Origin of the sequence: Bacillus sp. RK1064, from assembly GCF_051488405.1 — a bacterium.
Taxonomy (GTDB): Bacteria; Bacillota; Bacilli; order Bacillales; family Bacillaceae; genus Bacillus.
The window spans coordinates 2,270,386-2,295,050 of sequence record NZ_JBPSCZ010000001.1; the positions used below are offsets into that span (position 1 = coordinate 2,270,386).

General features: G+C 43.2%; 15 protein-coding genes, 3 tRNA genes, 3 rRNA genes, 1 other RNA gene, 1 pseudogene and 1 other annotated feature. Of the genes and pseudogenes, 6 read left to right on the forward strand and 17 right to left on the reverse strand.

Translation table 11 applies throughout. From position 1 onward, the window contains the following. Window positions 1–3: 3 nt before the first annotated feature. Window positions 4–268: signal recognition particle sRNA large type (gene ffs, locus ACSSTM_RS11660), an RNA gene on the reverse strand. 76 nt (window positions 269–344) lie between these two features. Further along, entirely contained in the window at window positions 345–821 is a 477-nt protein-coding gene (gene tadA, locus ACSSTM_RS11665) for a tRNA adenosine(34) deaminase TadA (RefSeq protein WP_095286296.1), read from the reverse strand. Window positions 822–900: 79 nt separating this feature from the next. Here tadA and ACSSTM_RS11670 point away from each other — a divergent pair, with 79 nt between their 5' ends. The 4 genes from ACSSTM_RS11670 (at window position 901) to ACSSTM_RS11685 (ending at window position 4,161) form a co-directional block, all read left to right on the forward strand. After that, a complete protein-coding gene (locus tag ACSSTM_RS11670) occupies window positions 901–1,455 on the forward strand; it encodes an isochorismatase family cysteine hydrolase (RefSeq protein ID WP_106038600.1) in 555 nt (184 codons plus the stop codon). Window positions 1,456–1,518: 63 nt separating this feature from the next. Continuing rightward, complete coding sequence (locus ACSSTM_RS11675; RefSeq protein ID WP_437404293.1) at window positions 1,519–2,802, forward strand: glycosyl hydrolase family 18 protein; 1,284 nt, start codon at window positions 1,519–1,521, stop codon at window positions 2,800–2,802. A gap of 79 nt (window positions 2,803–2,881) precedes the next feature. After that, window positions 2,882–3,505: a deoxynucleoside kinase gene (locus ACSSTM_RS11680; protein ID WP_034666096.1), complete on the forward strand. Its 624-nt coding sequence runs from the start codon at window positions 2,882–2,884 to the stop codon at window positions 3,503–3,505. Further along, a complete protein-coding gene (locus ACSSTM_RS11685) occupies window positions 3,502–4,161 on the forward strand; it encodes a deoxynucleoside kinase (RefSeq protein WP_437404180.1) in 660 nt (219 codons plus the stop codon). The genes ACSSTM_RS11680 and ACSSTM_RS11685 overlap by 4 nt, the downstream gene beginning before the upstream one ends. A gap of 89 nt (window positions 4,162–4,250) precedes the next feature. Here ACSSTM_RS11685 and ACSSTM_RS11690 read toward each other — a convergent pair. The 5 genes and pseudogenes from ACSSTM_RS11690 to pdxS all read right to left on the reverse strand — a co-directional run bounded on the left by ACSSTM_RS11690 (window position 4,251) and on the right by pdxS (window position 8,494). After that, window positions 4,251–4,343 (reverse strand) — tRNA-Ser (locus tag ACSSTM_RS11690). Window positions 4,344–4,472: 129 nt separating this feature from the next. Next, window positions 4,473–4,805: pseudogene (locus ACSSTM_RS11695) on the reverse strand (methyl-accepting chemotaxis protein); the annotation flags it as partial. Between the two features lie 599 nt (window positions 4,806–5,404). Next, on the reverse strand, window positions 5,405–6,679 hold the full coding sequence (gene serS / locus ACSSTM_RS11700) for a serine--tRNA ligase (RefSeq protein WP_060595637.1): 1,275 nt from the start codon (window positions 6,677–6,679) through the stop codon (window positions 5,405–5,407). Between the two features lie 49 nt (window positions 6,680–6,728). Further along, window positions 6,729–6,945, reverse strand: a binding site (T-box leader). Between the two features lie 53 nt (window positions 6,946–6,998). Continuing rightward, complete coding sequence (gene pdxT / locus ACSSTM_RS11705; RefSeq protein ID WP_095286291.1) at window positions 6,999–7,589, reverse strand: pyridoxal 5'-phosphate synthase glutaminase subunit PdxT; 591 nt, start codon at window positions 7,587–7,589, stop codon at window positions 6,999–7,001. 20 nt (window positions 7,590–7,609) lie between these two features. After that, the gene (gene pdxS / locus ACSSTM_RS11710; protein WP_034666107.1) at window positions 7,610–8,494 is read right to left on the reverse strand and encodes a pyridoxal 5'-phosphate synthase lyase subunit PdxS; all 885 of its coding nucleotides are present in this window, start codon (window positions 8,492–8,494) and stop codon (window positions 7,610–7,612) included. A gap of 245 nt (window positions 8,495–8,739) precedes the next feature. Here pdxS and ACSSTM_RS11715 point away from each other — a divergent pair, with 245 nt between their 5' ends. After that, window positions 8,740–10,218 (forward strand): PLP-dependent aminotransferase family protein, encoded by a 1,479-nt coding sequence (locus tag ACSSTM_RS11715; RefSeq protein ID WP_034666110.1) that lies wholly within the window; start codon window positions 8,740–8,742, stop codon window positions 10,216–10,218. Between the two features lie 42 nt (window positions 10,219–10,260). On the opposite strand, the gene ACSSTM_RS11720 is transcribed toward ACSSTM_RS11715, so the two are convergent. After that, window positions 10,261–11,586, reverse strand: coding sequence for a D-alanyl-D-alanine carboxypeptidase family protein (locus tag ACSSTM_RS11720; RefSeq protein ID WP_034666113.1), 1,326 nt, complete (start codon window positions 11,584–11,586; stop codon window positions 10,261–10,263). A gap of 160 nt (window positions 11,587–11,746) precedes the next feature. Further along, window positions 11,747–13,213 carry an IMP dehydrogenase gene (guaB, locus tag ACSSTM_RS11725; protein WP_066031457.1) on the reverse strand — a complete coding sequence of 489 codons (1,467 nt, stop codon included), beginning with the start codon at window positions 13,211–13,213 and terminating at the stop codon, window positions 11,747–11,749. Between the two features lie 121 nt (window positions 13,214–13,334). On the opposite strand from guaB, the gene ACSSTM_RS11730 reads away from it, so the two are divergent. Beyond that, window positions 13,335–14,303 (forward strand): YaaC family protein, encoded by a 969-nt coding sequence (locus ACSSTM_RS11730; protein WP_420735213.1) that lies wholly within the window; start codon window positions 13,335–13,337, stop codon window positions 14,301–14,303. 11 nt (window positions 14,304–14,314) lie between these two features. Here the strand turns inward: ACSSTM_RS11730 and rrf are convergent. The 8 genes from rrf to remB all read right to left on the reverse strand — a co-directional run bounded on the left by rrf (window position 14,315) and on the right by remB (window position 24,653). Next, window positions 14,315–14,430: ribosomal RNA gene (rrf, locus tag ACSSTM_RS11735) — 5S ribosomal RNA — on the reverse strand. 61 nt (window positions 14,431–14,491) lie between these two features. Continuing rightward, window positions 14,492–17,422: ribosomal RNA gene (locus ACSSTM_RS11740) — 23S ribosomal RNA — on the reverse strand. A gap of 98 nt (window positions 17,423–17,520) precedes the next feature. Then, a tRNA-Ala gene (locus tag ACSSTM_RS11745) sits at window positions 17,521–17,596 on the reverse strand. Window positions 17,597–17,610: 14 nt separating this feature from the next. Next, window positions 17,611–17,687 (reverse strand) — tRNA-Ile (locus tag ACSSTM_RS11750). Between the two features lie 95 nt (window positions 17,688–17,782). Next, window positions 17,783–19,331: ribosomal RNA gene (locus tag ACSSTM_RS11755) — 16S ribosomal RNA — on the reverse strand. Together the 16S, 23S and 5S rRNA genes with 2 tRNA genes alongside form the textbook arrangement of a ribosomal RNA operon. Window positions 19,332–19,696: 365 nt before the next feature. Further along, on the reverse strand, window positions 19,697–22,201 hold the full coding sequence (gene gyrA, locus ACSSTM_RS11760; protein ID WP_034660673.1) for a DNA gyrase subunit A: 2,505 nt from the start codon (window positions 22,199–22,201) through the stop codon (window positions 19,697–19,699). 232 nt (window positions 22,202–22,433) lie between these two features. Further along, complete coding sequence (gyrB, locus tag ACSSTM_RS11765; RefSeq protein WP_095286181.1) at window positions 22,434–24,350, reverse strand: DNA topoisomerase (ATP-hydrolyzing) subunit B; 1,917 nt, start codon at window positions 24,348–24,350, stop codon at window positions 22,434–22,436. A gap of 57 nt (window positions 24,351–24,407) precedes the next feature. Beyond that, complete coding sequence (gene remB, locus ACSSTM_RS11770) at window positions 24,408–24,653, reverse strand: extracellular matrix regulator RemB (RefSeq protein ID WP_008360920.1); 246 nt, start codon at window positions 24,651–24,653, stop codon at window positions 24,408–24,410. Window positions 24,654–24,665 lie beyond the last annotated feature (12 nt).

Sequence of the window (24,665 nt, forward strand, 5' to 3'; positions counted from 1 at the left end):
TTACCGTGCACCTTCTGTCGATTCGCTACCCCAAGCGTTACTTAAACAGTTAGCTCGGCCCAGGCAACCCTGCGGCACATGAGAGGTTTCACTTAATGCTGCTTCCTTCCGGACCTGACATGGTTCATGAATTCCCATTGCGCAGGACCCAGACGTCAACACCACTTATTTAAGGCAGACCTTGAAGTAAACGAACCTTGAGAAGGGATTCGGCCTCGCTAGAGCGGATTGCGAGTACAGGGCACCGCTACCTCCCCGCTTAGCACGGCAAAATGAATATTAAATTGTTAGTGACGCAGACATAAGTATACCTTCTTATAGCTGAAATTGCAAACGACATCCATTCATTTACTTTTGGCTTGTTTCTTTCGCTGACGGAGATTTCGGAAGAACTGACTTAACAGCTCACCGCACTCTTTTTCAAGTACACCACCAATGACTTCAGACTGATGATTGAACCGTTCATCATCCAGTAAATTCATTAAAGTACCTGCACATCCACCTTTTGGATCGTATGCACCGAAAACGACCTTTTTCACTCTAGAAAGGACAATCGCTCCCGCACACATAGGACACGGTTCAAGCGTCACATAAAGTACAGCATCTTCTAAACGCCAGCTTCCAGTCGTTTTACACGCTTCATCAATAGCAAGTAATTCTGCATGTGCAATTGAACGCTGCTCTGTTTCCCTTAAATTATGAGCGCGGCTCACAATTTGGTCATCAACAACGATGATGGCACCGATTGGTACTTCTCCTATTTGTTCTGCTTTTAAGGCTTCAGAAATAGCTTCTTGCATAAACTGTTCATCTCTCGTCATAGCACGGCTCTCTTTTCATGTTTTTTAAAAGGATATTGAGGTTAACATATTAGCACAATCTTTTAAAGGGGGTCTTACTTTGTCAAAGCACCAAAAGGCACTGCTTATTATCGACATAATTAATAATTTTGATTTTGAAATGGGACATGTGCTCGCTAATAAAACAGAGCAAATGACCAATAAGATTTTAGCTCTTAAAGATCATGCTTTCAAGGAAAATTGGCCAATCATCTATATCAACGACCACTACGGTCTCTGGAAGGCTGATATTCAAGCTGTGATGGAAACATGCAAAAACGAAAGAAGCGCCCCTATTTTAGAGAAAATGGCACCATCTAAAGATGATTACTTCTTAATTAAACCGAAGCATTCTGCCTTCTATGGAACTGCACTAGAGACACTCTTAAATGAATTAGGTGTACAAGACATCATTTTGACTGGGATTGCAGGAAACATTTGCGTTCTGTTCACTGCAAATGACGCATACATGCGAGAATACAATCTAATTGTACCTAAAGATTGTATCGCATCAAATGACGACAGAGATAACGAATATGCTTTAACGATGATGGAGAACGTTCTACTAGCAAAAATCACCACTGCTAAAGAGATCACGAATGAAAATCAAACATGATTTATCCATAACCCTCATAAATTGTTAGCAATAACAAAGGGGGCGTTGACTATTCAAATTTATATTGTCAAAAGAGGAGATACTTTAAACGAAATTGCCATGCGCTTTAAAACAACAGTCAATGAAATCATCCGTACCAACGATATTGAAACACCAAATCAACTTGTCATTGGACAAACAATTGTCATTCCAATTAGAGGACAATTTTATGAGGTCAAACAAAATGACACACTTTATCAAATTGGAAGACGATTTCGAATTTCAGTGGAGGAGTTGGCACGTGTGAATAGAATTCGGCCTGAAGCGATACTACCTATTCGCTTCTTGCTCTATATTCCTCAAAGACCGAAAAGGAACATTAATTCGAATGCTTACATTGAACCAAGGGGAAATCAAGTCAGTGAAAACTTAAAACAAGCAGCTAGAGAGGCCTCTCCATATTTAACCCATTTAGGCGCCTTTAGTTTCCAAGCACAAAGAGACGGAACACTGAAAGAACCACCGTTAGATCAGCTACCTCAAATAGCCGCTCAGAGCAGAACCGTTTTATCCATGGTAGTGACAAACCTAGAGAATGATAAATTCAGTGATGAACTTGGGCGAATTCTTTTGAATAATCAATCTGTCAAAGCCACATTTTTAAATGAAATCGTTCGTGTTGCTAAAAAGTATCAATTAAAAGAAATCCATTTTGATTTTGAATATTTACGTCCCGCTGATAAAGATGCCTACATTCAATTTTTAAGAGAGGCAACAACCCGCTTCCATCAAGAAGGATGGACAATTTCTGTTGCACTTGCCCCTAAAACAAGCAGTCAGCAAAAGGGAAAATGGTATGAAGCTCATGACTATGAAGCCATTGGGAAGATCGTCGATCATGTTGTGTTAATGACCTATGAATGGGGATACAGCGGCGGCCCTGCGCAAGCTGTCTCTCCCATTGGACCTGTCCGCCAAGTCATTGAATATGCACTGACCGTCATGCCGGCCAATAAAATTGTTATGGGGCAGAATTTATATGGCTATGATTGGACGCTTCCTTACGTCCAGGGCGGCCCCATTGCTAAAGCCGTCAGTCCTCAACAAGCGATTGCCATTGCTAGAAATAATAATGCCTCCATTCTATACGACGAAACAGCACAAGCACCTTATTTTCGTTACACAGATGCCACTAATAAAGAGCATGAGGTATGGTTCGAAGACGCTAGATCGATTCAAGCAAAGTTCAATCTCATCAAAGAGTTAAACTTGAACGGAATTGCTTATTGGAAATTAGGTCTATCCTTCCCACAAAATTGGCTCTTATTATCAGATCAATTTAATATTGAAAAAAGAACGACATCGTAACCCATTCGCTCTATCTCTCGGAAGGGGTATGGTACAATATACATTGGTTTGACAACTTTATAGATAGAGGAGAACGCCTATGTATCCTGCCCCTTTTATTGCAGTGGAAGGCCCAATTGGAGCCGGAAAAACAACTTTGGCTACAATGCTTGCGAAGGAATTTCAATTTCCTTTAGTAAAAGAGATTGTAGAAGAAAATCCATTCTTAGATAAATTTTATGAAGATATGGAACAATGGAGCTTTCAGCTTGAGATGTTCTTTTTATGCAATCGGGTCAAACAGTTAGAATCTATTGAAGAAAACTATGTGAGTCAACAGCAGCCGATTGTCACTGATTATCATGTCTATAAAAATATGATATTTGCAGAAAGAACATTATCAAAAAAGCACATGGACAAATACAGAAAGATCTATCACCTACTAACAGATGATCTGCCTAAACCAAATGCCATAATCTATATAAAAGCCAGCCTTCCTACCTTACTTGAAAGAATACAGATGAGAGGACGCTCTTTTGAAGAGGACATCGACCCAGCTTATTTAAAAACACTCATTGAAGATTATGAGCTGGCCATTGAACATTTAAAACAGACTGACCCAGGGCTTCCTATCATTACAATTGAAGGAGATCATACAGACTTCGTTTCCTCACAGCAAGATTACCAGCAAATTGTACAGAACATAAAGGAGCAAGTACTATGAACAATATCGAAATACCAAAGGATGCAGTGATCACAATCGCCGGGACTGTTGGTGTCGGAAAATCCACTATGACTAAAACGATAGCGGACAAGCTAGGCTTTCAAACCTCTCTTGAAAAGGTAGATGACAACCCATACTTAGAGCCCTTTTATTCAGATTTCCAAAGATGGAGCTTCCATTTACAGGTCTATTTCCTAGCCGAGCGTTTTAAGGAGCAAAAGCGGATTTTTGAATCTGGTGGAGGATATGTGCAAGATCGTTCAATTTATGAGGACACATGCATTTTCGCGAAAATGCATGCGGACAAAGGTACGATGTCTGAAGTAGATTATGAAACGTATACGAGTCTATTCGAGGCGATGGTGATGACACCTTACTTCCCTCACCCTGATGTACTCATCTATTTACATGGGGATTTAGATCATATTTTGAATCGTATTGAAGAACGCGGCAGAGAGATGGAAACTCAAACTGATCGAGCCTATTGGGAAGAAATGTACACTCGATATACGGAATGGATCGAACAATTCGATTTATGCCCAGTGATTAAAATTAACATTGAAGATTACGACTTACTTCATGATGAAAGCTCACTTGAACCCATTCTTCATGAAATTGCTTCTGTTATACAAAAAAATCGCTCTAAAACAAAATAAAAAAAACCGCTGCATTTCGCGAATGCAGCGGTTTGACAATTCCAATTTTTATGCTTGCGTTTCAATTCAACTAAGGTAAAAAATCAATATGGCGGAGGAAGAGGGATTCGAACCCCCGCGGGCTTTGACACCCCTGTCGGTTTTCAAGACCGATCCCTTCAGCCGGACTTGGGTATTCCTCCGTATCGACAAGAATTAATATACCATATCATTTTAATTCAAGTCAACATCTTTTCGAAAAAATTTTCAATAAGTTGTTTTGGTATGAGAATCTGCCCATAAAAAAGCAGCCATTAACGGCTGCTCTTGATCTATTTTGTATCCTGTCTAATCTCTTCAATAAACTGATTCATCTCTTCTTTAAACTCATTTAATGATTCAATAATTTTCGTAAAGTCTGTCACTTGTTTGGCTTGTTCATTTGTTGAGCTGCTGATTTGTGAGATGTTTTCAGACAAAGTGCTAATACTGTCTTGGATTTCCTTTAAGAAGGTATTAATGGTTTCTGCCGCTTCCTTTGAGCCATCTGATAATTTACGAACTTCATCAGCTACGACAGCAAACCCTTTTCCATTCTCGCCTGCTCTTGCTGCTTCAATTGCAGCATTTAGACCTAGCAAGTTTGTTTGTCTAGCGATCCCGCCAATGGTTTTGACGACTTCTTCAATATTTGCAGATTTCTCTTCCGCTCTTCCTGCCTGTTCGCTTATTTCTAAACTTGTGGCAGCCAGCTCTTGTGAATGCGCAGCAATTTGCTCGATTCCACCTTGGAGTTCTTTCGCTACATCATTGATATGCTCCATATAACCACTTAGTTTCTTTTCACGATGATGTGAAAATGCCACTAAAAAAGAGCCAATTACTTTTCTATCTTCATCAAAAATCGGGTAACCTTTTACAGCAATTTCATAACCATATAAAGACTCTGGTAAATGACCATCATATTCTTGTCCTCTTAATGTCGTCGCCACGTTTTGGTCTTCTGGGTTCAATAGGTCCCCAACTTTCACGCCAAAATCTATTGTGTTAGACGGGTAGTAACAAAGCACCTTCTCTGTATCAGTGATTCCGAAAAGAATACTTTCATCTAGAACTTTTCTAATTAATTGAGCCATTTCAACATAATAGTCAAGCCTATTCAAGGTTATTCCTTCTTTCCTAGAAGCTTTTATTTTTTTATCGGCTAAATTTAGGAAAACTGTAGGACTTTTGGTAAAAAGAAATAAGATGCCATAGCGGCATCTTATTTCATCACTTCTTTATTTCCCATATAAGGACGCAGTACTTCAGGAATAATTACTGTGCCGTCCTCTTGTTGATAGTTTTCTAAAATGGCCGCCACGGTTCTTCCTACTGCTAAACCAGATCCATTTAACGTGTGGACATGCTCTGGCTTCGCTTTAGGCTCTGGACGGAATCGAATGTTTGCGCGTCTTGCTTGGAATGCTTCGAAGTTACTGCAAGAAGAAATTTCACGATACGTATCTTGGCTCGGAATCCATACTTCGATGTCGTATTTCTTCGCAGCCGTGAAGCCTAAATCTCCCGTACACATGCTCATGACACGGTATGGCAGGTTTAATAGCTGAAGGACTTTTTCTGCTTGATTTGTTAGTTTCTCTAATTCTTCATAAGAATCTTCAGGTCTAACAAATTTCACAAGCTCTACCTTATTAAATTGATGCTGACGGATGAGTCCGCGTGTATCTCTTCCGGCAGATCCAGCCTCTGATCTAAAGCAAGCACTGAATGCTGCATAATTGATTGGCAGCTGTTCCCCTTCAAGAATTTCATCACGGTGCATGTTAGTAATAGGTACTTCAGCTGTTGGAATGAGGAAATAATCTTCTTCACGGATTTTAAAGGCATCCTCTTCGAATTTTGGAAGCTGCCCAGTCCCTGTCATGCTAGCTCTATTGACCATGTAAGGTGGGAGCACTTCAGTAAAACCAAACTCATCGACATGTAGATCGAGCATAAAGTTATATAGTGCGCGCTCTAAGCGTGCGCCAAGCCCTTTATAAAAAACGAATCGGCTTCCTGTGACTTTTCCTGCGCGTTCAAAATCAAGAATGTTTAGCTCATCCGCTACATCCCAATGTGGTTTTGGCTCAAATGAGAAGGCCGGCTGTTCGCCCCATTTTCTCACTTCCACGTTGTCATCTTCTGTTTCCCCAACCGGTACAGTGTCATGAGGGATATTCGGAATAGAGAAGAGGATGTGCTGCAAGCTTTCTTCTACTGTTCTTAGCTCATCATCCAGCTTTTTAATCTCATCTCCTACCTCTCGCATTTCTTGAATAATGTGATCGGCATCTTTCTTTTCTCTTTTTAGAACGGCCACTTGCTGTGATACTTCATTTCTTCGGCTCTTTAATTCTTCTGTTTTCCCGATTAGTTCTCTTCTTTTTTGATCCAGTTCACCAAACTTATCAAAATCTGCTAAATCTTCGCCTCGGTGTGCTAATTTTTCTTTGATTTGATCAAAGTCCGTGCGCAGTTGTTTAATATCCAGCATGTGTAACACTCCTTTTTTTATCGAAAAATAAAAAGAGCCCTCATCCCATGAAAGGGACGAGAGCTCTCGCGTTGCCACCCTGATTGAAAACATGCAGAAGCATGCTTTCCTCTTTCCTCTGTAACGGTATCACCGTAAATGCTTACTTCTCGTGTTTCAGCATTTCGCTCAAGGATGGATTCAGACTGCATCTTTCACCGATTCGCACCAACCATCGGCTCTCTGAGAAAGAGGGGCTTCTTACTATTTCCCGTCAACGCTTTTTCGATCTTTGATTGTGATTTTAATGTACTATAAGTTTTATCTCTTTTCAACCGTTTTATACAGCGAGCTTCGTTTTGTAGGACTTCACCATTTCAACAAACAGCTGTGTTAACCGGTGATCGTCTGTCAGCTCTGGATGAAAAGAACAGCCTAAGATATTGTTTTCTTTCGCCATCACAATCCTGCCATCATATTCAGCCATGATTTCTACGCTCACATCTGCGCTGATGATATGAGGCGCACGGATGAACACCCCTGTAAACGGCGCATCCAGCCCTTTTACTTCTATATCTGCTTCAAAGCTGTCTACCTGTCTGCCAAATGAATTCCGTGCAACTGATACATTTAACAATCCAAGATGGGCATCTTCTCGATCTTCAATATGTTTTGCGAGCATAATCAAACCGGCACATGTCCCGAAAATCGGTTTCCCTTCTGCAGCGAACGCTTTAATCGGTTCAATGAATTGGTACGTATCCATGAGTCTCCTCATCGTCGTGCTTTCTCCACCAGGGATAATAAGACCGTCAACGGATGCTAGCTCTTCTGCTCGTTTAATGATCTTACCTTCTGCATCGCAGGCTTCAATCGATTGAATATGCTCTCTCACGGCTCCTTGAAGCCCTAGTACACCAATTGTTAGCATGTTCGTTTGCGCTCCCTTAATTACCAGCCACGCTCTTGCATACGCTCTTCTGGCAGTAGATTTGAGATTTCAATTCCTTTCATGGCTGTTCCAAGCTCTTTTGAAAGTTCTGCAATGAGACGGTAATCTGTGAAGTGAGTCGTTGCTTCAACAATCGCTTTTGCAAATTTCGCCGGATTGTCTGATTTAAAAATACCAGATCCAACAAATACACCGTCTGCTCCAAGCTGCATCATTAACGCAGCATCTGCTGGTGTCGCAACGCCTCCAGCTGCAAAGTTAACAACTGGGAGCTTTCCGTCTTTTTTGATTTGAAGCAATAATTCATAAGGTGCTCCTAGGTTCTTGGCTTCTGTCATCAGTTCATCTTCACTCATTGCTGCTACTTTACGAATCTGAGCATTGACCTTTCTCATATGACGGACAGCTTCTACAATGTTGCCTGTCCCAGGTTCCCCTTTCGTACGAAGCATCGAAGCGCCTTCTGCGATACGGCGGGTTGCTTCACCTAAGTCACGGCAACCACAGACAAAAGGTACTGTGTATTCATTTTTATTTAAATGGAATTCCTCATCTGCGGGCGTCAGCACTTCACTCTCATCGATATAATCAACACCAAGTGCTTCAAGAACACGAGCCTCGACAATGTGGCCGATACGTGCTTTTGCCATGACTGGAATCGTTACTGCATTTTGTACTTCCTCTACGATTCTTGGGTCTGCCATACGGGCTACACCGCCGGCTGCACGGATATCAGCTGGTACTCGTTCTAGTGCCATAACTGCCACCGCACCTGCTTCTTCTGCGATCTTTGCCTGCTCAGCATTGACGACATCCATAATGACGCCACCCTTTTGCATTTCTGCCATTCCACGTTTCACTCGTTCAGTTCCCTTATTGCTCACAATAGTTTCCTCCCATTTGTCAATTCGATTGATTTACCTCTTTATCATACAAGCGAGACAGTATAACAATAAAGAGAATAGTATAACAATTCAATCAGCCGACAAAAAAGCCTAAACCCTTGTATATAAACGATTTCTGGCTAAAAATAAGTCGTTTTTTCTTTGAAGTGTGATTTACATGCTATAATGCAACTATAACAATTCAAATTCATGTATAACAATTTTGCACTCAATGGAGGTTTCTCATGCATATTGATATCCATCGACATTCTGATACATCTCTTTCGAATCAGATTTACTTTTCGATCATTGATCATATCCAATCGGGTTTGCTTCAGCAGGGAGATAAGCTGCCAACTGTACGTGATTTAGCAAAGCAGCTGAATGTGAGTCTTGTCACGGCAGCAAAGGCATACACACGGCTGAAGGACGACGGATATTTAACGACTGTGCAAGGTAAAGGGACGTTTGTGGATGAGCTGCAAAAGCAGTCAGATATTCCGGTTCCATCATCTACCTCTTTTGATTGGCAGTTATCCATTCCGGATTATTTACCTCGGTCTCAATTTGCTCAGTATCACTATGTCGAAGAAGCGATCAACCTTTCTTCCTCTATGATTGATCCAGGGCTTTTGCCAAACCGGTATTTAGAAAAAGAAATGCAGCACGTACTAGCCAGACATCCTCAAATCATGTCGAAGTATGGGGAAATTCAAGGGGATCTTCAGCTTAGGCAAGTCATTCAGTCTTTTTTAGAAAAGCTGGGTGTGCCTTCTACTCCTGAAAATATCCTTGTAACTAGTGGTTCTCAGCAAGGGCTTGATTTGGTCGCACGTGCGTTTATCGGTCCTGATGATGTAGTTGTCATGGAAGCACCGACTTATCCAGGCGCCATTGATGTCTTTATGGGCAGAGGGGCAAGAATTATTACAGTCCCTGTTGATCATGAAGGCATGAACATGAAGCAGCTTCAAAGCATTTGTGATAAATATAAACCAAAGCTCATCTACACGATTCCTACTTTTCACAGTCCGACAGGGGCCAGTATGTCAATGAAACGCAGAAAACAACTTCTCTTACTGGCTCAAAGTATTGATTGTCTCATTGTAGAGGATGATCCTTATCGTGAGCTTTATTTCGAAAAGAAGCCGCCAGCACCTATCAAAAGTCTTGATCATGATGGACACGTCATTTATTTGCGAGGATTAAGTAAAACACTGGCTCCAGGATGCAGAATTGGGATTATCACCGCCTCAGGCTCGATATTTAATCGTTTATTAGCTGCAAAGGCCAATAATGATTTAGGCAGCCCTCTTCTCACACAAAAAGCCATTCTGCCATTTCTGACTTCGAAGAAGATGATTGATCATACGAAAAAGCTGAGAACCGCCTTGAAGGTGAGACGTGATTTAATGATAGATGTATTAACGAAGCATGCACCAAAAGATGTGACGTGGCAAATCCCTCAGGGCGGGCTCAATTTATGGCTTAGCTTTCCTTCCTGGGTCGATACACGTGCACTGCTGCATGAGGCACGTAAGCAGCAAATTACCTTTCTGCCTGGCTCTGTGTGCTATCCTGGAGAGCCGAAGCAAAACTATATCCGCCTCAGCTTTTCTTATGTGAATGAAAAGGCACTGACCGAGGGCGTGGAAAAGTTATGTGGTATTTTTCAGCAAGCCTTGTCCACTCCTCAAAATCAAAAACAATCACTTTTCTTTTAACGATAAAAAAACTGCTCTCTATGCATAGAGAGCAGTTTTTTATTAGAACCAACCTTTTACTGTGTCAACGATTCCGCCCCAAATGCCAGCGAAGAATCCACCTACACTACGCATTGCAAGGATGAACCAGTTTGCTTTTTCATCGCCTGTTTTCGTTATAAGCTCAACACCTGATTGATCTTTATTCAAATAGCCGTAGTCCTTCTCATCACCAGAATAAGAAGTCGTCAGCATGCCAACCTTCGTTCCTTTTTTAATAGGAGCTTCTAGTTTCTTTTTCTCGATATTTACTTTTGCTTTAAAGCTCTTTTCGTCGCCATTTTTTACTGGCACAGAGAAAGCTTCTTTCGTGACGACAGGTACTTCTTTGTCTTTGCCTTTATCGACTTCGATGTTTTCATGTCCTTTGATCTGTTGACCTTTTTTGTACATTTCTTTCATCGTGAAGTTTTTAAATGCATAGTCGAACAGTTTTTTCGCCACGTCGAAACGTGCTGTATGAAGATTACCTTTTGCATTCAAGATCACAGCGATGACACGCATGTCACCTTGTTTTGCGGTACCTGTGAAGCTAGAACCAGCTGAATCCGTAGAGCCTGTTTTCAGACCGTCTACACCTTCATATTCCTTCACAAGTCCTTTAAGCATGAAGTTCCAGTTAGGCATGTCCATTTCATCGTCTGTGCCTTCTCTGAACTTTGTTTTCGCGATACTTGATGTTTCAAGAATTTCTGGATGGTCTTTGATGAGATGCTGTGCAAGCAATGCCATATCTTTCGCAGATACTTCACTTTCTTCATCAGGGCCTGTACCTTTTGGCTGTTTGCCATGTAAATCTTTATTTTCTAGTCCAGTTGCATTCACGAATTTGTAGTTAGTTAAACCAAGTTCTTTCGCTTTTGCGTTCATTTTTTCAACGAACTTCGATTCTGATCCAGCGATCACTTCTGCTAAGCCAATCGCTGCTGCATTTGCCGAATAAATAGCCGTTGCTTGATAAAGTTCTTTCACTGTATACGAGCCATCTTTTCTCAAAGGAACGTTTGATAAACTGCGGTCCTGAGAAATTTCGTATACATAATCATCTGGCGTATACGTTTGATCCCATTTCACTTTGCCTTCAGCAATCGCCTCTAGTAATAGATACTCTGTCATCATCTTTGCCATACTTGCAATAGGCAGTCTTTGTTCTGCGTTTTTACTATAAAGAATTTTACCTGTAGAAGCTTCAATTAGGATCGCTGCTTTCGCATTCACATTGAATGGATCTTCAGCTGCTTTTGCTTTGGACATTGGTGTAAATGCTGTCACAATCAATGCCAGTGCAAGGATAGAGACCATAAGCTGTTTCAACATCTTGCTGTTCAATCGTCATACCTCCGTATTCATCTTTTTTCGACGTATTTCATATATATTTAATCCACAAGGGCTTATTTCAACACAACAGTATAAATTTTATCACAATAAAGACAAAAAAAATAGACAGAGTCATAGACCCTGTCAAATGTAATTTGATTGTCACAATTTATCAAGAAATTGTGTAGTTTGGTGATTCTTTTGTAATTTGTACATCATGTGGATGACTCTCACGAAGTCCTGCACCAGTCATGCGAATGAACTGTGCGTCTTCTCTAAGTGCGCGTAAGTCCTGTGTTCCACAATAGCCCATACCAGAACGGATACCGCCAACTAGTTGATACACTGTATCAACGACTGGTCCTTTGTACGGTGTACGGCCTTCAATACCTTCTGGAACGAATTTTTTATTATCTTCTTGGAAGTAACGATCTTTACTTCCTTTTTCCATTGCAGCGACTGAACCCATACCGCGATAAACTTTGAAGCGTCTACCTTGGAAAATTTCTGTGTCTCCTGGGCTTTCAGATGTACCAGCTAGAAGGCTTCCAAGCATAACAGCATGTCCACCAGATGCTAGAGCTTTTACGATATCACCTGAATATTTAATTCCACCATCTGCAATAATAGCTTTACCATGTTTTCTTGCTTCTGTTGCACAGTCATAGATTGCTGTGATTTGTGGTACACCAACACCTGCAACAACACGTGTTGTACAAATAGACCCTGGTCCGATACCGACTTTCACAATATCTGCTCCTGCTTCAAATAATGCTTTAGTTGCTTCGGCTGTTGCAACATTACCAGCAATGATATTAAGAGAAGGATACGTTTCACGGATTTTCGATACAGTGTTTAGAACACCTTGTGAATGACCATGTGCAGTATCAATGACAACGACATCAACATTGGCTTCGACTAATTTTCTCACACGAGTCATTGTATCGCCAGTGACACCAACAGCGGCACCAACAATTAAACGGCCATGTGCATCTTTAGAGGAGTTAGGGAATTCGATCACTTTTTCAATATCTTTGATGGTGATGAGACCTTTTAACGTTCCTTCGTCATCTAAAAGAGGTAATTTTTCAATTTTATATTGCTGTAGGATTTTTTCAGCTTCTTCTAACGTCGTACCTACAGAAGCTGTCACAAGTTCCTCTTTTGTCATCACGTCGCTAATCTTCATTGAATAATCCGAAATAAAACGAAGGTCACGGTTCGTAATAATACCAACAAGCTTTTGATCTTCTTCGTTATTTACAATCGGTACACCTGAAATACGGTATTTACCCATTAGGTGCTCTGCATCAAATACTTGATGCTCAGGTGTTAAGAAGAATGGATTTGTAATAACGCCGCGCTCTGAACGTTTTACTTTATCCACTTGTTCTGCTTGTTGCTCAATAGACATGTTCTTATGAATGATACCAAGACCACCTTGACGTGCCATTGCAATCGCCATTTGTGATTCCGTCACCGTGTCCATTCCTGCACTGATAATTGGAATGTTTAGTTTTAATGTGCTTGTTAACTCAACTGATAAATCGACATCACGCGGAAGTACTTCAGACTTAGCTGGAACAAGCAAAACATCGTCAAACGTCAAACCTTCTTTTGAAAATTTACTTTCCCACATTAGTAAATCCCCCTCTTTTCGGCAAAATATTATATGTAGATTATCAACTAGGAAACAGCATGTCAAGGAAGCAACAAACAGTTGCAATTTTTAGAAAATATAAAGAGAGTTGAGGAAGAAGATGAAAAGTTCAGGATGGAAGGATTTAAAACGTTTTTACTCACTCGAAACTTCCCAAAAGTTTCTATATCAACAATATGAGAAACGAAGCATTCAAGATGCAAACCAGCAAGCCTATAAAAACTGTGAACGGTTTATTTACTTTTTAAAGCATGGCCATACGTTCTATGAACAGGCAGCTATCGCTCCACTCGAACTGAAGCCGATTTTATTGTTTTATGGAATGGCTCAGTTGCTAAAGGCATGTTTACTGACAGTTGATCCTCACTATCCTTCTCAAACCTCTGTTTTGGCCCATGGCGTAACATCGAGAAAGAGAAAGAAACAGCATTACCGCTTTAGTGAAGATGAAGTGAAAATTCAGCGAAATGGACTATGCATGCATGTGTTAAAGCATCTATTTCATTTAAATGGTCTTGAAGATGAGCGATTTACGATGATTCATCTCCTTTCAAAGATACCTGAAATGAGTCATATTCTGGAGTTTCAAAAGCAGCCCTCGACATTAGTTAAAGTGGAAAAGGTTAATGGGATGATGATTCAAGATCATATTCCATTGCTTTATAACATGTCTGCTGAACGCTTTATTGAATACTTTGAGTTCCATACAAGTTGGAAACTCAAGCAAAGAGAAGCCAAAAAGCTGACGTTTGATGTAGCTCTAGAAGAAAATCCAGCGCTCGCTACTCATCTTCATTATGATTTAGAAATGGATCAATGGTTTATTCCGTCAACTCGTGATTCATTTTTAGGAATTCCTGAGATCATCAGCCATTACTTATTAATGTATAACCTCAGTATGATTGCCCGCTACGAAACTGAATGGTGGTACGAGCTGCTGTCTCAATACATTAGTGATGATTACGTCATGATTGAACGCTACATGGAGATTTCCGAAGAGAAGTTCCCAGCTTATATCATGATGCTGTTAGAAGAAAACACAAAAAAGACCAGTTCCGTATGGAACTGATCCTTAGAAAAGCTTGGCGGCGTCCTACTCTCACAGGGGGAGACCCCCAACTACCATCGGCGCTGAAGAGCTTAACTTCCGTGTTCGGTATGGGAACGGGTGTGACCTCTTCGCTATCGCCACCAAACCTGATGGAGAGAATGTTCTCTCAAAACTAGATAACAATGTTCATGCTTCACATTAGAATATAGGTTAAGTCCTCGATCTATTAGTATCTGTCAGCTCCACGTGTCACCACGCTTCCACCTCAGACCTATCAACCTGATCATCTTTCAGGGATCTTACTTCCTTGCGGAATGGGAAATCTCATCTTGAGGGGGGCTTCATGCTTAGATGCTTTCAGCACTTATCCCGTCCGCACATAGCTACCCAGCGATGCCCTTGGCAGAACAACTGGTACACCAGCGGTGCGTCCATCCCGGTCCTCTCGTACTAAGGACAGCTCCTCTCAAATTTCCTGCGCCCGCGACGGATAGGGACCGAACTGTCTCACGACGTTCTGAACCCAGCTCGCGTACCGCTTTAATGGGCGAACAGCCCAACCCTTGGGACCGACTACAGCCCCAGGATGCGATGAGCCGACATCGAGGTGCCAAACCTCCCCGTCGATGTGGACTCTTGGGGGAGATAAGCCTGTTATCCCCGGGGTAGCTTTTATCCGTTGAGCGATGGCCCTTCCATGCGGAACCACCGGATCACTAAGCCCGACTTTCGTCCCTGCTCGACTTGTAGGTCTCGCAGTCAAGCTCCCTTGTGCCTTTACACTCTGCGAATGATTTCCAACCATTCTGAGGGAACCTTTGGGCGCCTCCGTTACATTTTAGGAGGCGACCGCCCCAGTCAAACTGCCCACCTGACACTGTCTCCCTGCCCGATAAGGGCAGCGGGTTAGAAGGTCAATACAGCCAGGGTAGTATCCCACCGATGCCTCCACCGAAGCTAGCGCTCCGGTTTCCAAGGCTCCTACCTATCCTGTACAAGCTGTACCAACATTCAATATCAGGCTGCAGTAAAGCTCCACGGGGTCTTTCCGTCCTGTCGCGGGTAACCTGCATCTTCACAGGTACTATAATTTCACCGAGTCTCTCGTTGAGACAGTGCCCAGATCGTTGCGCCTTTCGTGCGGGTCGGAACTTACCCGACAAGGAATTTCGCTACCTTAGGACCGTTATAGTTACGGCCGCCGTTTACTGGGGCTTCAATTCGCACCTTCGCTTACGCTAAGCGCTCCTCTTAACCTTCCAGCACCGGGCAGGCGTCAGCCCCTATACTTCGCCTTACGGCTTCGCAGAGACCTGTGTTTTTGCTAAACAGTCGCCTGGGCCTATTCACTGCGGCTTCTCGGGGCTTTAACACCCTAAGAAGCACCCCTTCTCCCGAAGTTACGGGGTCATTTTGCCGAGTTCCTTAACGAGAGTTCTCTCGATCACCTTAGGATTCTCTCCTCGCCTACCTGTGTCGGTTTGCGGTACGGGCACCTCTCACCTCGCTAGAGGCTTTTCTTGGCAGTGTGGAATCAGGAACTTCGCTACTAAATTTCGCTCGCCATCACAGCTCAGCCTTTACGGGAAACGGATTTGCCTATTTCCCAGCCTAACTGCTTGGACGCGGATATCCAATACCGCGCTTACCCTATCCTCCTGCGTCCCCCCATTGCTCAAATGGTGAGGAGGTGGTACAGGAATATCAACCTGTTGTCCATCGCCTACGCCTTTCGGCCTCGGCTTAGGTCCCGACTAACCCTGAGCGGACGAGCCTTCCTCAGGAAACCTTAGGCATTCGGTGGACGGGATTCTCACCCGTCTTTCGCTACTCATACCGGCATTCTCACTTCTAAGCGCTCCACCAGTCCTTCCGGTCTGACTTCACAGCACTTAGAACGCTCTCCTACCACTGTTCGTAAGAACAGTCCGCAGCTTCGGTGATACGTTTAGCCCCGGTACATTTTCGGCGCAGAGTCACTCGACCAGTGAGCTATTACGCACTCTTTAAATGGTGGCTGCTTCTAAGCCAACATCCTGGTTGTCTAAGCAACTCCACATCCTTTTCCACTTAACGTATACTTTGGGACCTTAGCTGGCGGTCTGGGCTGTTTCCCTTTCGACTACGGATCTTATCACTCGCAGTCTGACTCCCAAGGATAAGTCATCGGCATTCGGAGTTTGACTGAATTCGGTAACCCGGTAGGGGCCCCTAGTCCAATCAGTGCTCTACCTCCGAGACTCTTACCTTGAGGCTAGCCCTAAAGCTATTTCGGAGAGAACCAGCTATCTCCAGGTTCGATTGGCATTTCACCCCTACCCACACCTCATCCCCGCACTTTTCAACGTGCGTGGGTTCGGGCCTCCATTCAGTGTTACCTGAACTTCACCCTGGACATGGGTAGATCACCTGGTTTCGGGTCTACGACCACGTACTCATGCGCCCTATTCAGACTCGCTTTCGCTGCGGCTCCGCATCTTCTGCTTAACCTTGCACGGGATCGTAACTCGCCGGTTCATTCTACAAAAGGCACGCCATCACCCATTAACGGGCTCTGACTACTTGTAGGCACACGGTTTCAGGATCTATTTCACTCCCCTTCCGGGGTGCTTTTCACCTTTCCCTCACGGTACTGGTTCACTATCGGTCACTAGGGAGTATTTAGCCTTGGGAGATGGTCCTCCCGGATTCCGACGGAATTTCACGTGTTCCGCCGTACTCAGGATCCACTCTGGAGAGAACAACATTTCAGTTACAGGGCTGTTACCTTCTTTGGCGGGCCTTTCCAGACCTCTTCGCTTATATCATTCCTTTGTAACTCCGTATAGAGTGTCCTACAACCCCAAGAGGCAAGCCTCTTGGTTTGGGCTGTTCCCGTTTCGCTCGCCGCTACTCAGGGAATCGCATTTGCTTTCTCTTCCTCCGGGTACTTAGATGTTTCAGTTCCCCGGGTATGCCTTCTCATACTCTATGTATTCAAGTATGGATACTACTCCATTACGAGCAGTGGGTTTCCCCATTCGGAAATCTCCGGATCAAAGCTTGCTTACAGCTCCCCGAAGCATATCGGTGTTCGTCCCGTCCTTCATCGGCTCCTAGTGCCAAGGCATCCACCGTGCGCCCTTTCTAACTTAACCATTTCTTACTTTAGAAAGAATCACTATGTGTGATGAACTTTGCATTGCATTCAATGTGAATGTATTACTTATTGTTATCTAGTTTTCAAAGAACACGTTGGTGGAGCCTAGCGGGATCGAACCGCTGACCTCCTGCGTGCAAGGCAGGCGCTCTCCCAGCTGAGCTAAGGCCCCGATTTAATAGAAGATGGTGGGCCTGAGTGGACTCGAACCACCGACCTCACGCTTATCAGGCGTGCGCTCTAACCAGCTGAGCTACAGGCCCATCTTTCATATCGAAGATATGATATTGTAGGATCTTTTGCAAGTTCCTTCAAAACTAAACAAGACGAAAACGCACACTGCTCCATATATCCTTAGAAAGGAGGTGATCCAGCCGCACCTTCCGATACGGCTACCTTGTTACGACTTCACCCCAATCATCTGCCCCACCTTCGGCGGCTGGCTCCATAAAGGTTACCTCACCGACTTCGGGTGTTGCAAACTCTCGTGGTGTGACGGGCGGTGTGTACAAGGCCCGGGAACGTATTCACCGCGGCATGCTGATCCGCGATTACTAGCGATTCCAGCTTCACGCAGTCGAGTTGCAGACTGCGATCCGAACTGAGAACAGATTTATGGGATTGGCTAAACCTTGCGGTCTCGCAGCCCTTTGTTCTGTCCATTGTAGCACGTGTGTAGCCCAGGTCATAAGGGGCATGATGATTTGACGTCATCCCCACCTTCCTCCGGTTTGTCACCGGCAGTCACCTTAGAGTGCCCAACTAAATGCTGGCAACTAAGATCAAGGGTTGCGCTCGTTGCGGGACTTAACCCAACATCTCACGACACGAGCTGACGACAACCATGCACCACCTGTCACTCTGTCCCCGAAGGGAAAGCCCTATCTCTAGGGTTGTCAGAGGATGTCAAGACCTGGTAAGGTTCTTCGCGTTGCTTCGAATTAAACCACATGCTCCACCGCTTGTGCGGGCCCCCGTCAATTCCTTTGAGTTTCAGTCTTGCGACCGTACTCCCCAGGCGGAGTGCTTAATGCGTTAGCTGCAGCACTAAGGGGCGGAAACCCCCTAACACTTAGCACTCATCGTTTACGGCGTGGACTACCAGGGTATCTAATCCTGTTCGCTCCCCACGCTTTCGCTCCTCAGCGTCAGTTACAGACCAGAGAGTCGCCTTCGCCACTGGTGTTCCTCCACATCTCTACGCATTTCACCGCTACACGTGGAATTCCACTCTCCTCTTCTGCACTCAAGTTTCCCAGTTTCCAATGACCCTCCCCGGTTGAGCCGGGGGCTTTCACATCAGACTTAAGAAACCGCCTGCGAGCCCTTTACGCCCAATAATTCCGGACAACGCTTGCCACCTACGTATTACCGCGGCTGCTGGCACGTAGTTAGCCGTGGCTTTCTGGTTAGGTACCGTCAAGGTGCGAGCAGTTACTCTCGCACTTGTTCTTCCCTAACAACAGAGCTTTACGATCCGAAAACCTTCATCACTCACGCGGCGTTGCTCCGTCAGACTTTCGTCCATTGCGGAAGATTCCCTACTGCTGCCTCCCGTAGGAGTCTGGGCCGTGTCTCAGTCCCAGTGTGGCCGATCACCCTCTCAGGTCGGCTACGCATCGTCGCCTTGGTGAGCCATTACCCCACCAACTAGCTAATGCGCCGCGGGTCCATCTGTAAGTGACAGCCGAAACCGTCTTTCATCCTTGAACCATGCGGTTCAAGGAACTATCCGGTATTAGCTCCGGTTTCCCGGAGTTATCCCAGTCTTACAGGCAGGTTACCCACGTGTTACTCACCCGTCCGCCGCTAACATCCGGGAGCAAGCTCCCTTCTGTCCGCTCGACTTGCATGTATTAGGCACGCCGCCAGCGTTCGTCCTGAGCCAGGATCAAACTCTCCGAAAAAGTACAAAACCGAAGTTTTGTTTTTCGCCAGTTTGACTGACTACCTATGATATTTCATAGGATTTTTTTATAAAAACTCGAATTAACAGGTACGTTTTGTCTTGTTTAGTTTTCAAAGAACTTGTGTGCCACTCTCTTAAAGCGACCACTTAAATATATCATGTATCTCTATCAACAGTCAACATTTTTCTTAAAAAACATTTCGTTTTTTTAAAGAAGTTTTTACTGAGAATGAGATAAAAAATAGAGCCTCTTTTTGCTCCTTTGAAAGATTAACACATATCTATGAAAAAAGCATTATAAATTTCAAAAAAAATGATGTTTTTTCAAAAAAAAATAAAGCCGGTGAAGAACCGGCTTCATTTTTACTCAGATTGCTCTTGATCTGACTCTATATTTTCTACGTTCTCTTCACTAATCTCTTCATCGTCTTCTTGTGATTGTTCAACTAATGCCACTGTAGCGACATGTTCCTCATCACCGAGGCGGATTAGGCGGACACCTTGAGTGACTCGACCTGTTGTCGAAATGTCGGAAACGGCCATACGAATGATTACACCGCTTCCTGTAATAATCATCAAGTCTTCTTCGGCTTCAGCATTAGTTGCCTTCACTGCGACAAGCGGACCGTTGTTGTCAGTGATTTTGCACGTTTTAAGACCTTTACCGCCACGACTTTGCACACGGTATTCTTTTTCAGGGGTTAGTTTACCATATCCTTTTTCAGTTACAATCAATACGTTTGCATCTGGTTCAAGGATTTCCATACCCACGACAATGTCATCTTCGGAAAGTGTGATACCTTTCACTCCAGCTGCCGTACGTCCCATTTCACGAACATCTGTCTCGTCAAAACGGATCAGCATCCCCTTTTTCGTTCCAATGATGATTTGTTTTTCTCCATTGGTTAAACGAACAGCCATCAGTTCATCTTCGTCACGAAGGCTGAGTGCAATAAGACCGTTGTTTCGAATGTTAGCAAACTGAGACAATGTCGTCCGTTTTGATACACCGTGTCTTGTTGTAAAGAAGAGATACGAATTTTCATCAAATTCGCTTACTGGAATAATGGCGTTAATCCATTCTCCCTTTTCTACTTCAAGAAGGTTAATGATCGGAATCCCTTTCGCTGTCCGTCCGAATTCAGGAATCTCATACCCTTTCGCACGATAAACCTTCCCTTTATTAGAGAAGAAAAGAATCGTATCGTGGGTCGATGTTGAAATCAACTGTTCAACGAAATCATCTTCGTTAGTTCCCATTCCTTGGACACCTTTACCGCCTCTTTTTTGACTGCGGTATGTTGATGCAGGGAGACGCTTGATATAACCATTATGCGTCAGCGTAATCACGATGTTCTCAACAGGAATCAAATCTTCGTCTTCAATTGTTTCAATACCCGCTGTCACAATTTCAGTCCGGCGCGTATCATTAAAGCGTTCTTTAATTTCTGTTAATTCTTCTCTAATGATTTCAAGTACTTTCTCATTGTCTGCTAAAATGGCTTTTAATTCAGCAATCAAATCAACAAGTCCTTTATATTCATCTTCTATCTTTTCTCGTTCTAGGCCAGTCAAACGCTGAAGTCGCATATCAAGAATGGCCTGTGCCTGTTTTTCAGACAAGCTATAGTTTTCCATCAAACCATTTCTCGCAATTTCCGCAGTTTGAGAGCCTCTAATTAAAGCAATGACTTCATCTAAGTGATCAAGTGCAATTCTGAGGCCTTCTAAAATGTGTGCTCTTGCTTCTGCTTTACGCAGCTCATACGCCGTTCTTCTGCGAATGATCACTTTTTGATGCTCTAGATAATACTCAAGACATTGTTTGAGGGACAAGACTTTCGGCTGTCCATCAACAAGTGCTAATAAGTTGATACCAAATGACGTTTGAAGTGTCGTTTGTTTATAAAGATTGTTTAATAGAACATGGACGTTTGCGTCTCTTCGCAGTTCAATGACAATACGCATACCATTACGATCTGATTCATCACGCAAATCTGTAATGCCATCAATCTTTTTATCACGCACAAGATCAGCAATTTTTTCAATCAAACGGGCTTTGTTGACTTGGTACGGGATCTCATTGATAACAATGCGCTGTTTTCCGCTAGATGTTTCCTCAATATTCGATTTTGCTCTTAATGTAATAGAGCCGCGCCCTGTTTCATACGCCTTTCGAATACCACTTCGGCCAATGATTTGACCTGCTGTTGGGAAATCTGGCCCTGGGATGATATCCATAAGCTCCTGTGTTGTCATTTCCGGGTTTTGACTGATGGCCAATACCCCATCAATCACTTCACCTAATTGGTGCGGCGGAATATTGGTCGCCATTCCTACAGCAATTCCTGTCGCTCCGTTGACCAATAAGTTCGGGAATCTTGCAGGCATCACCATTGGCTCTCTTTCACTGCCGTCATAGTTATCTTGATAATCAATGGTATCCTTTGTGATATCACGGAGGATTTCCATAGAAATCTTAGATAGTCGCGCCTCGGTATAACGCATCGCCGCTGCTCCGTCTCCATCGACTGAACCAAAGTTTCCATGACCATCAACTAACATATAACGATAGTTGAAGTCTTGCGCCATACGAACCATTGCTTCGTATACAGCGCTGTCACCGTGAGGGTGATACTTACCGATAACTTCCCCAACGATACGTGCAGATTTCTTAAATGGTTTATCACTTGTCATACCTAGGTCATTCATCGCATACAAAATTCTTCGATGCACGGGCTTTAATCCGTCTCGCACATCTGGTAATGCACGCGACACAATCACACTCATTGCATAATCTAAAAAGGACGTACGCATTTCTTGACTAATATTCACTTCGCGTACATTTGGTGTATGTTGTTCACTCACTATAAGAACCTCCCTTTACGTATCACATGAAATAAATTATGTGGGAGTAAAATATGTATTTATCTTCACAAGACTATTCTCCATTATATCAATAATCTCGTCTTTATACACATTTATTTACTAGAAAATCAACGAAAACACGGAAAAACAGGACATTGGTTATACGCCCCTATTTCTTGAAAAACAACCTTATTCCAAACAAGAAATAAGGTTGTTCTCAGTAGGGATCTATCTAAATATCGAGGTTTTTCACGTATTGCGCGTTTTCTTCGATAAAGTTTCTTCTCGGCTCTACTTTATCTCCCATGAGCATTTCAAATGTCTCATCAGCATCGATCGCATCCTCAAGTGTGACTTGAAGAAGTGTTCTCGCATCAGGATCCATTGTTGTTTCCCAAAGCTGAGTAGCATTCATCTCTCCAAGACCTTTATAACGCTGAAGTCCAGGTTTTGGTGTTTGAGGAAGTGATTTTAACAGCTCATCTAGCTGTTTGTCGTTATACACGTACTCAACACGTTTTCCTTGCTGCACTTTATATAAAGGCGGCTGTGCAATATACACATAACCGTTTTCAATAATTTCACGCATGTAGCGGTAGAAGAATGTTAAAAGCAGCGTTCGAATGTGCGCTCCATCCACATCGGCATCCGTCATGATCACAACTTTGTGATAGCGAGCTTTCTCTAAAGTGAAGTCTTCTCCGATTCCAGTTCCTAATGCTGTAATCATTGAACGAACCTCGTTGTTCGATAGAATTTTATCTAGTCGCGCTTTTTCAACGTTTAGGATCTTCCCTCTTAACGGTAAGATCGCTTGGAAGTGACGATCACGGCCTTGCTTAGCAGATCCGCCCGCAGAATCTCCCTCTACGATATAGAGTTCAGAGATGGAAGGGTCTTTAGAAGAACAGTCCGCCAGTTTCCCCGGTAAGCTGGAGACTTCCAGTGCACTTTTACGTCTTGTCAGCTCACGTGCCTTTTTGGCAGCCATTCTTGCACGAGCTGCCATCACGCCTTTCTCCACAATTTTCTTTGCAGCATCAGGATTCTCTAAGAGGAATTTCTCAAGTGCTTCGGAGAAAAGGGAGTCGGTAATGGTTCTTGCTTCTGAGTTCCCAAGCTTTGTCTTCGTTTGTCCTTCGAATTGAGGATCTGGATGTTTGATGGAGATAATGGCTGTTAAGCCTTCTCGCACATCTTCACCGCTCAAATTCGAGTCTCCATCTTTGAATACGCCATTCTTACGAGCATAATCATTGATAACACGCGTCAAACCTGTTTTAAAGCCTGCTTCGTGCGTTCCGCCTTCATACGTGTTGATATTGTTGGCGAAGGAATAGATGTTGCTTGTATAGGAATCGTTATATTGTAACGCCACTTCAATCGTGATTCCGTCTTTTTCACCTTCGATGTAAACGGGTTCTTCATGAACGACTTCTTTTGAGCGATTTAAATGTTCTACATAGCTCTTAATACCGCCTTCATAGCAGTATTCATTTCGTCGTTCTTTACCTTCACGTAAATCTTCAATAATGATGTTTACACCTTTTGTTAAGAAAGCTAACTCACGTACACGGTTGGCAAGTGTGTCGTAATCAAATTCAATGGTTTCAGTAAAAATTTCTGGATCTGGCACAAAATGAGTGGTTGTCCCTGTAACATCTGTTTCACCAATGATCTCTAAATCTCCAGCTGGAACACCGCGTTTGAATTGTTGATAATGAATTTTCCCGTCACGATATACGGTCACGTCTAAGGTCGTAGATAACGCATTAACAACAGATGCCCCTACGCCATGCAGACCGCCAGATACTTTATAACCGCTGCCGTCAAATTTACCGCCAGCGTGAAGAACAGTCATAATGACCTCTACAGCAGGACGTCCCATTTTCTCATGAATCCCAACCGGAATCCCGCGGCCATTATCTTTCACTGTAATGCTATTATCCTTTTCAATTTGCACCGTAATATCTGTGCAATATCCAGCTAAAGCCTCATCAATACTGTTGTCAACAATTTCCCATACAAGATGGTGAAGTCCTTTTGCACTGGTTGACCCGATGTACATTCCTGGACGTTTTCTAACAGCTTCTAGTCCTTCGAGCACCTGTATCTGATTTTCATCATAACTATTATGTTGCTGTTCCATTGCCACGTACATTCACCTACACTTTTCTTAAACGATATATTTATATGAATTGAGCTTTTAGACTTCAATTTCAATCACAAATGAAGCACGTTTTTTGAGCGTGCTTGAGGAAAGAGGAGAGTAATAAACAGATTCAGTTGTGACGACGATGGATTTGGGTGTTCCTTGTGATAACGAAATGATTTGTTCTTCTTGTTTTTGGAGAAACTCTTCTACAACAGAAGACGACCTCATTTTGTAATCAACAATTGCGACAATCTCTCGTGTAGAAACAACACAATCATCACCTAAATGAATATACAAGACTCACACCTC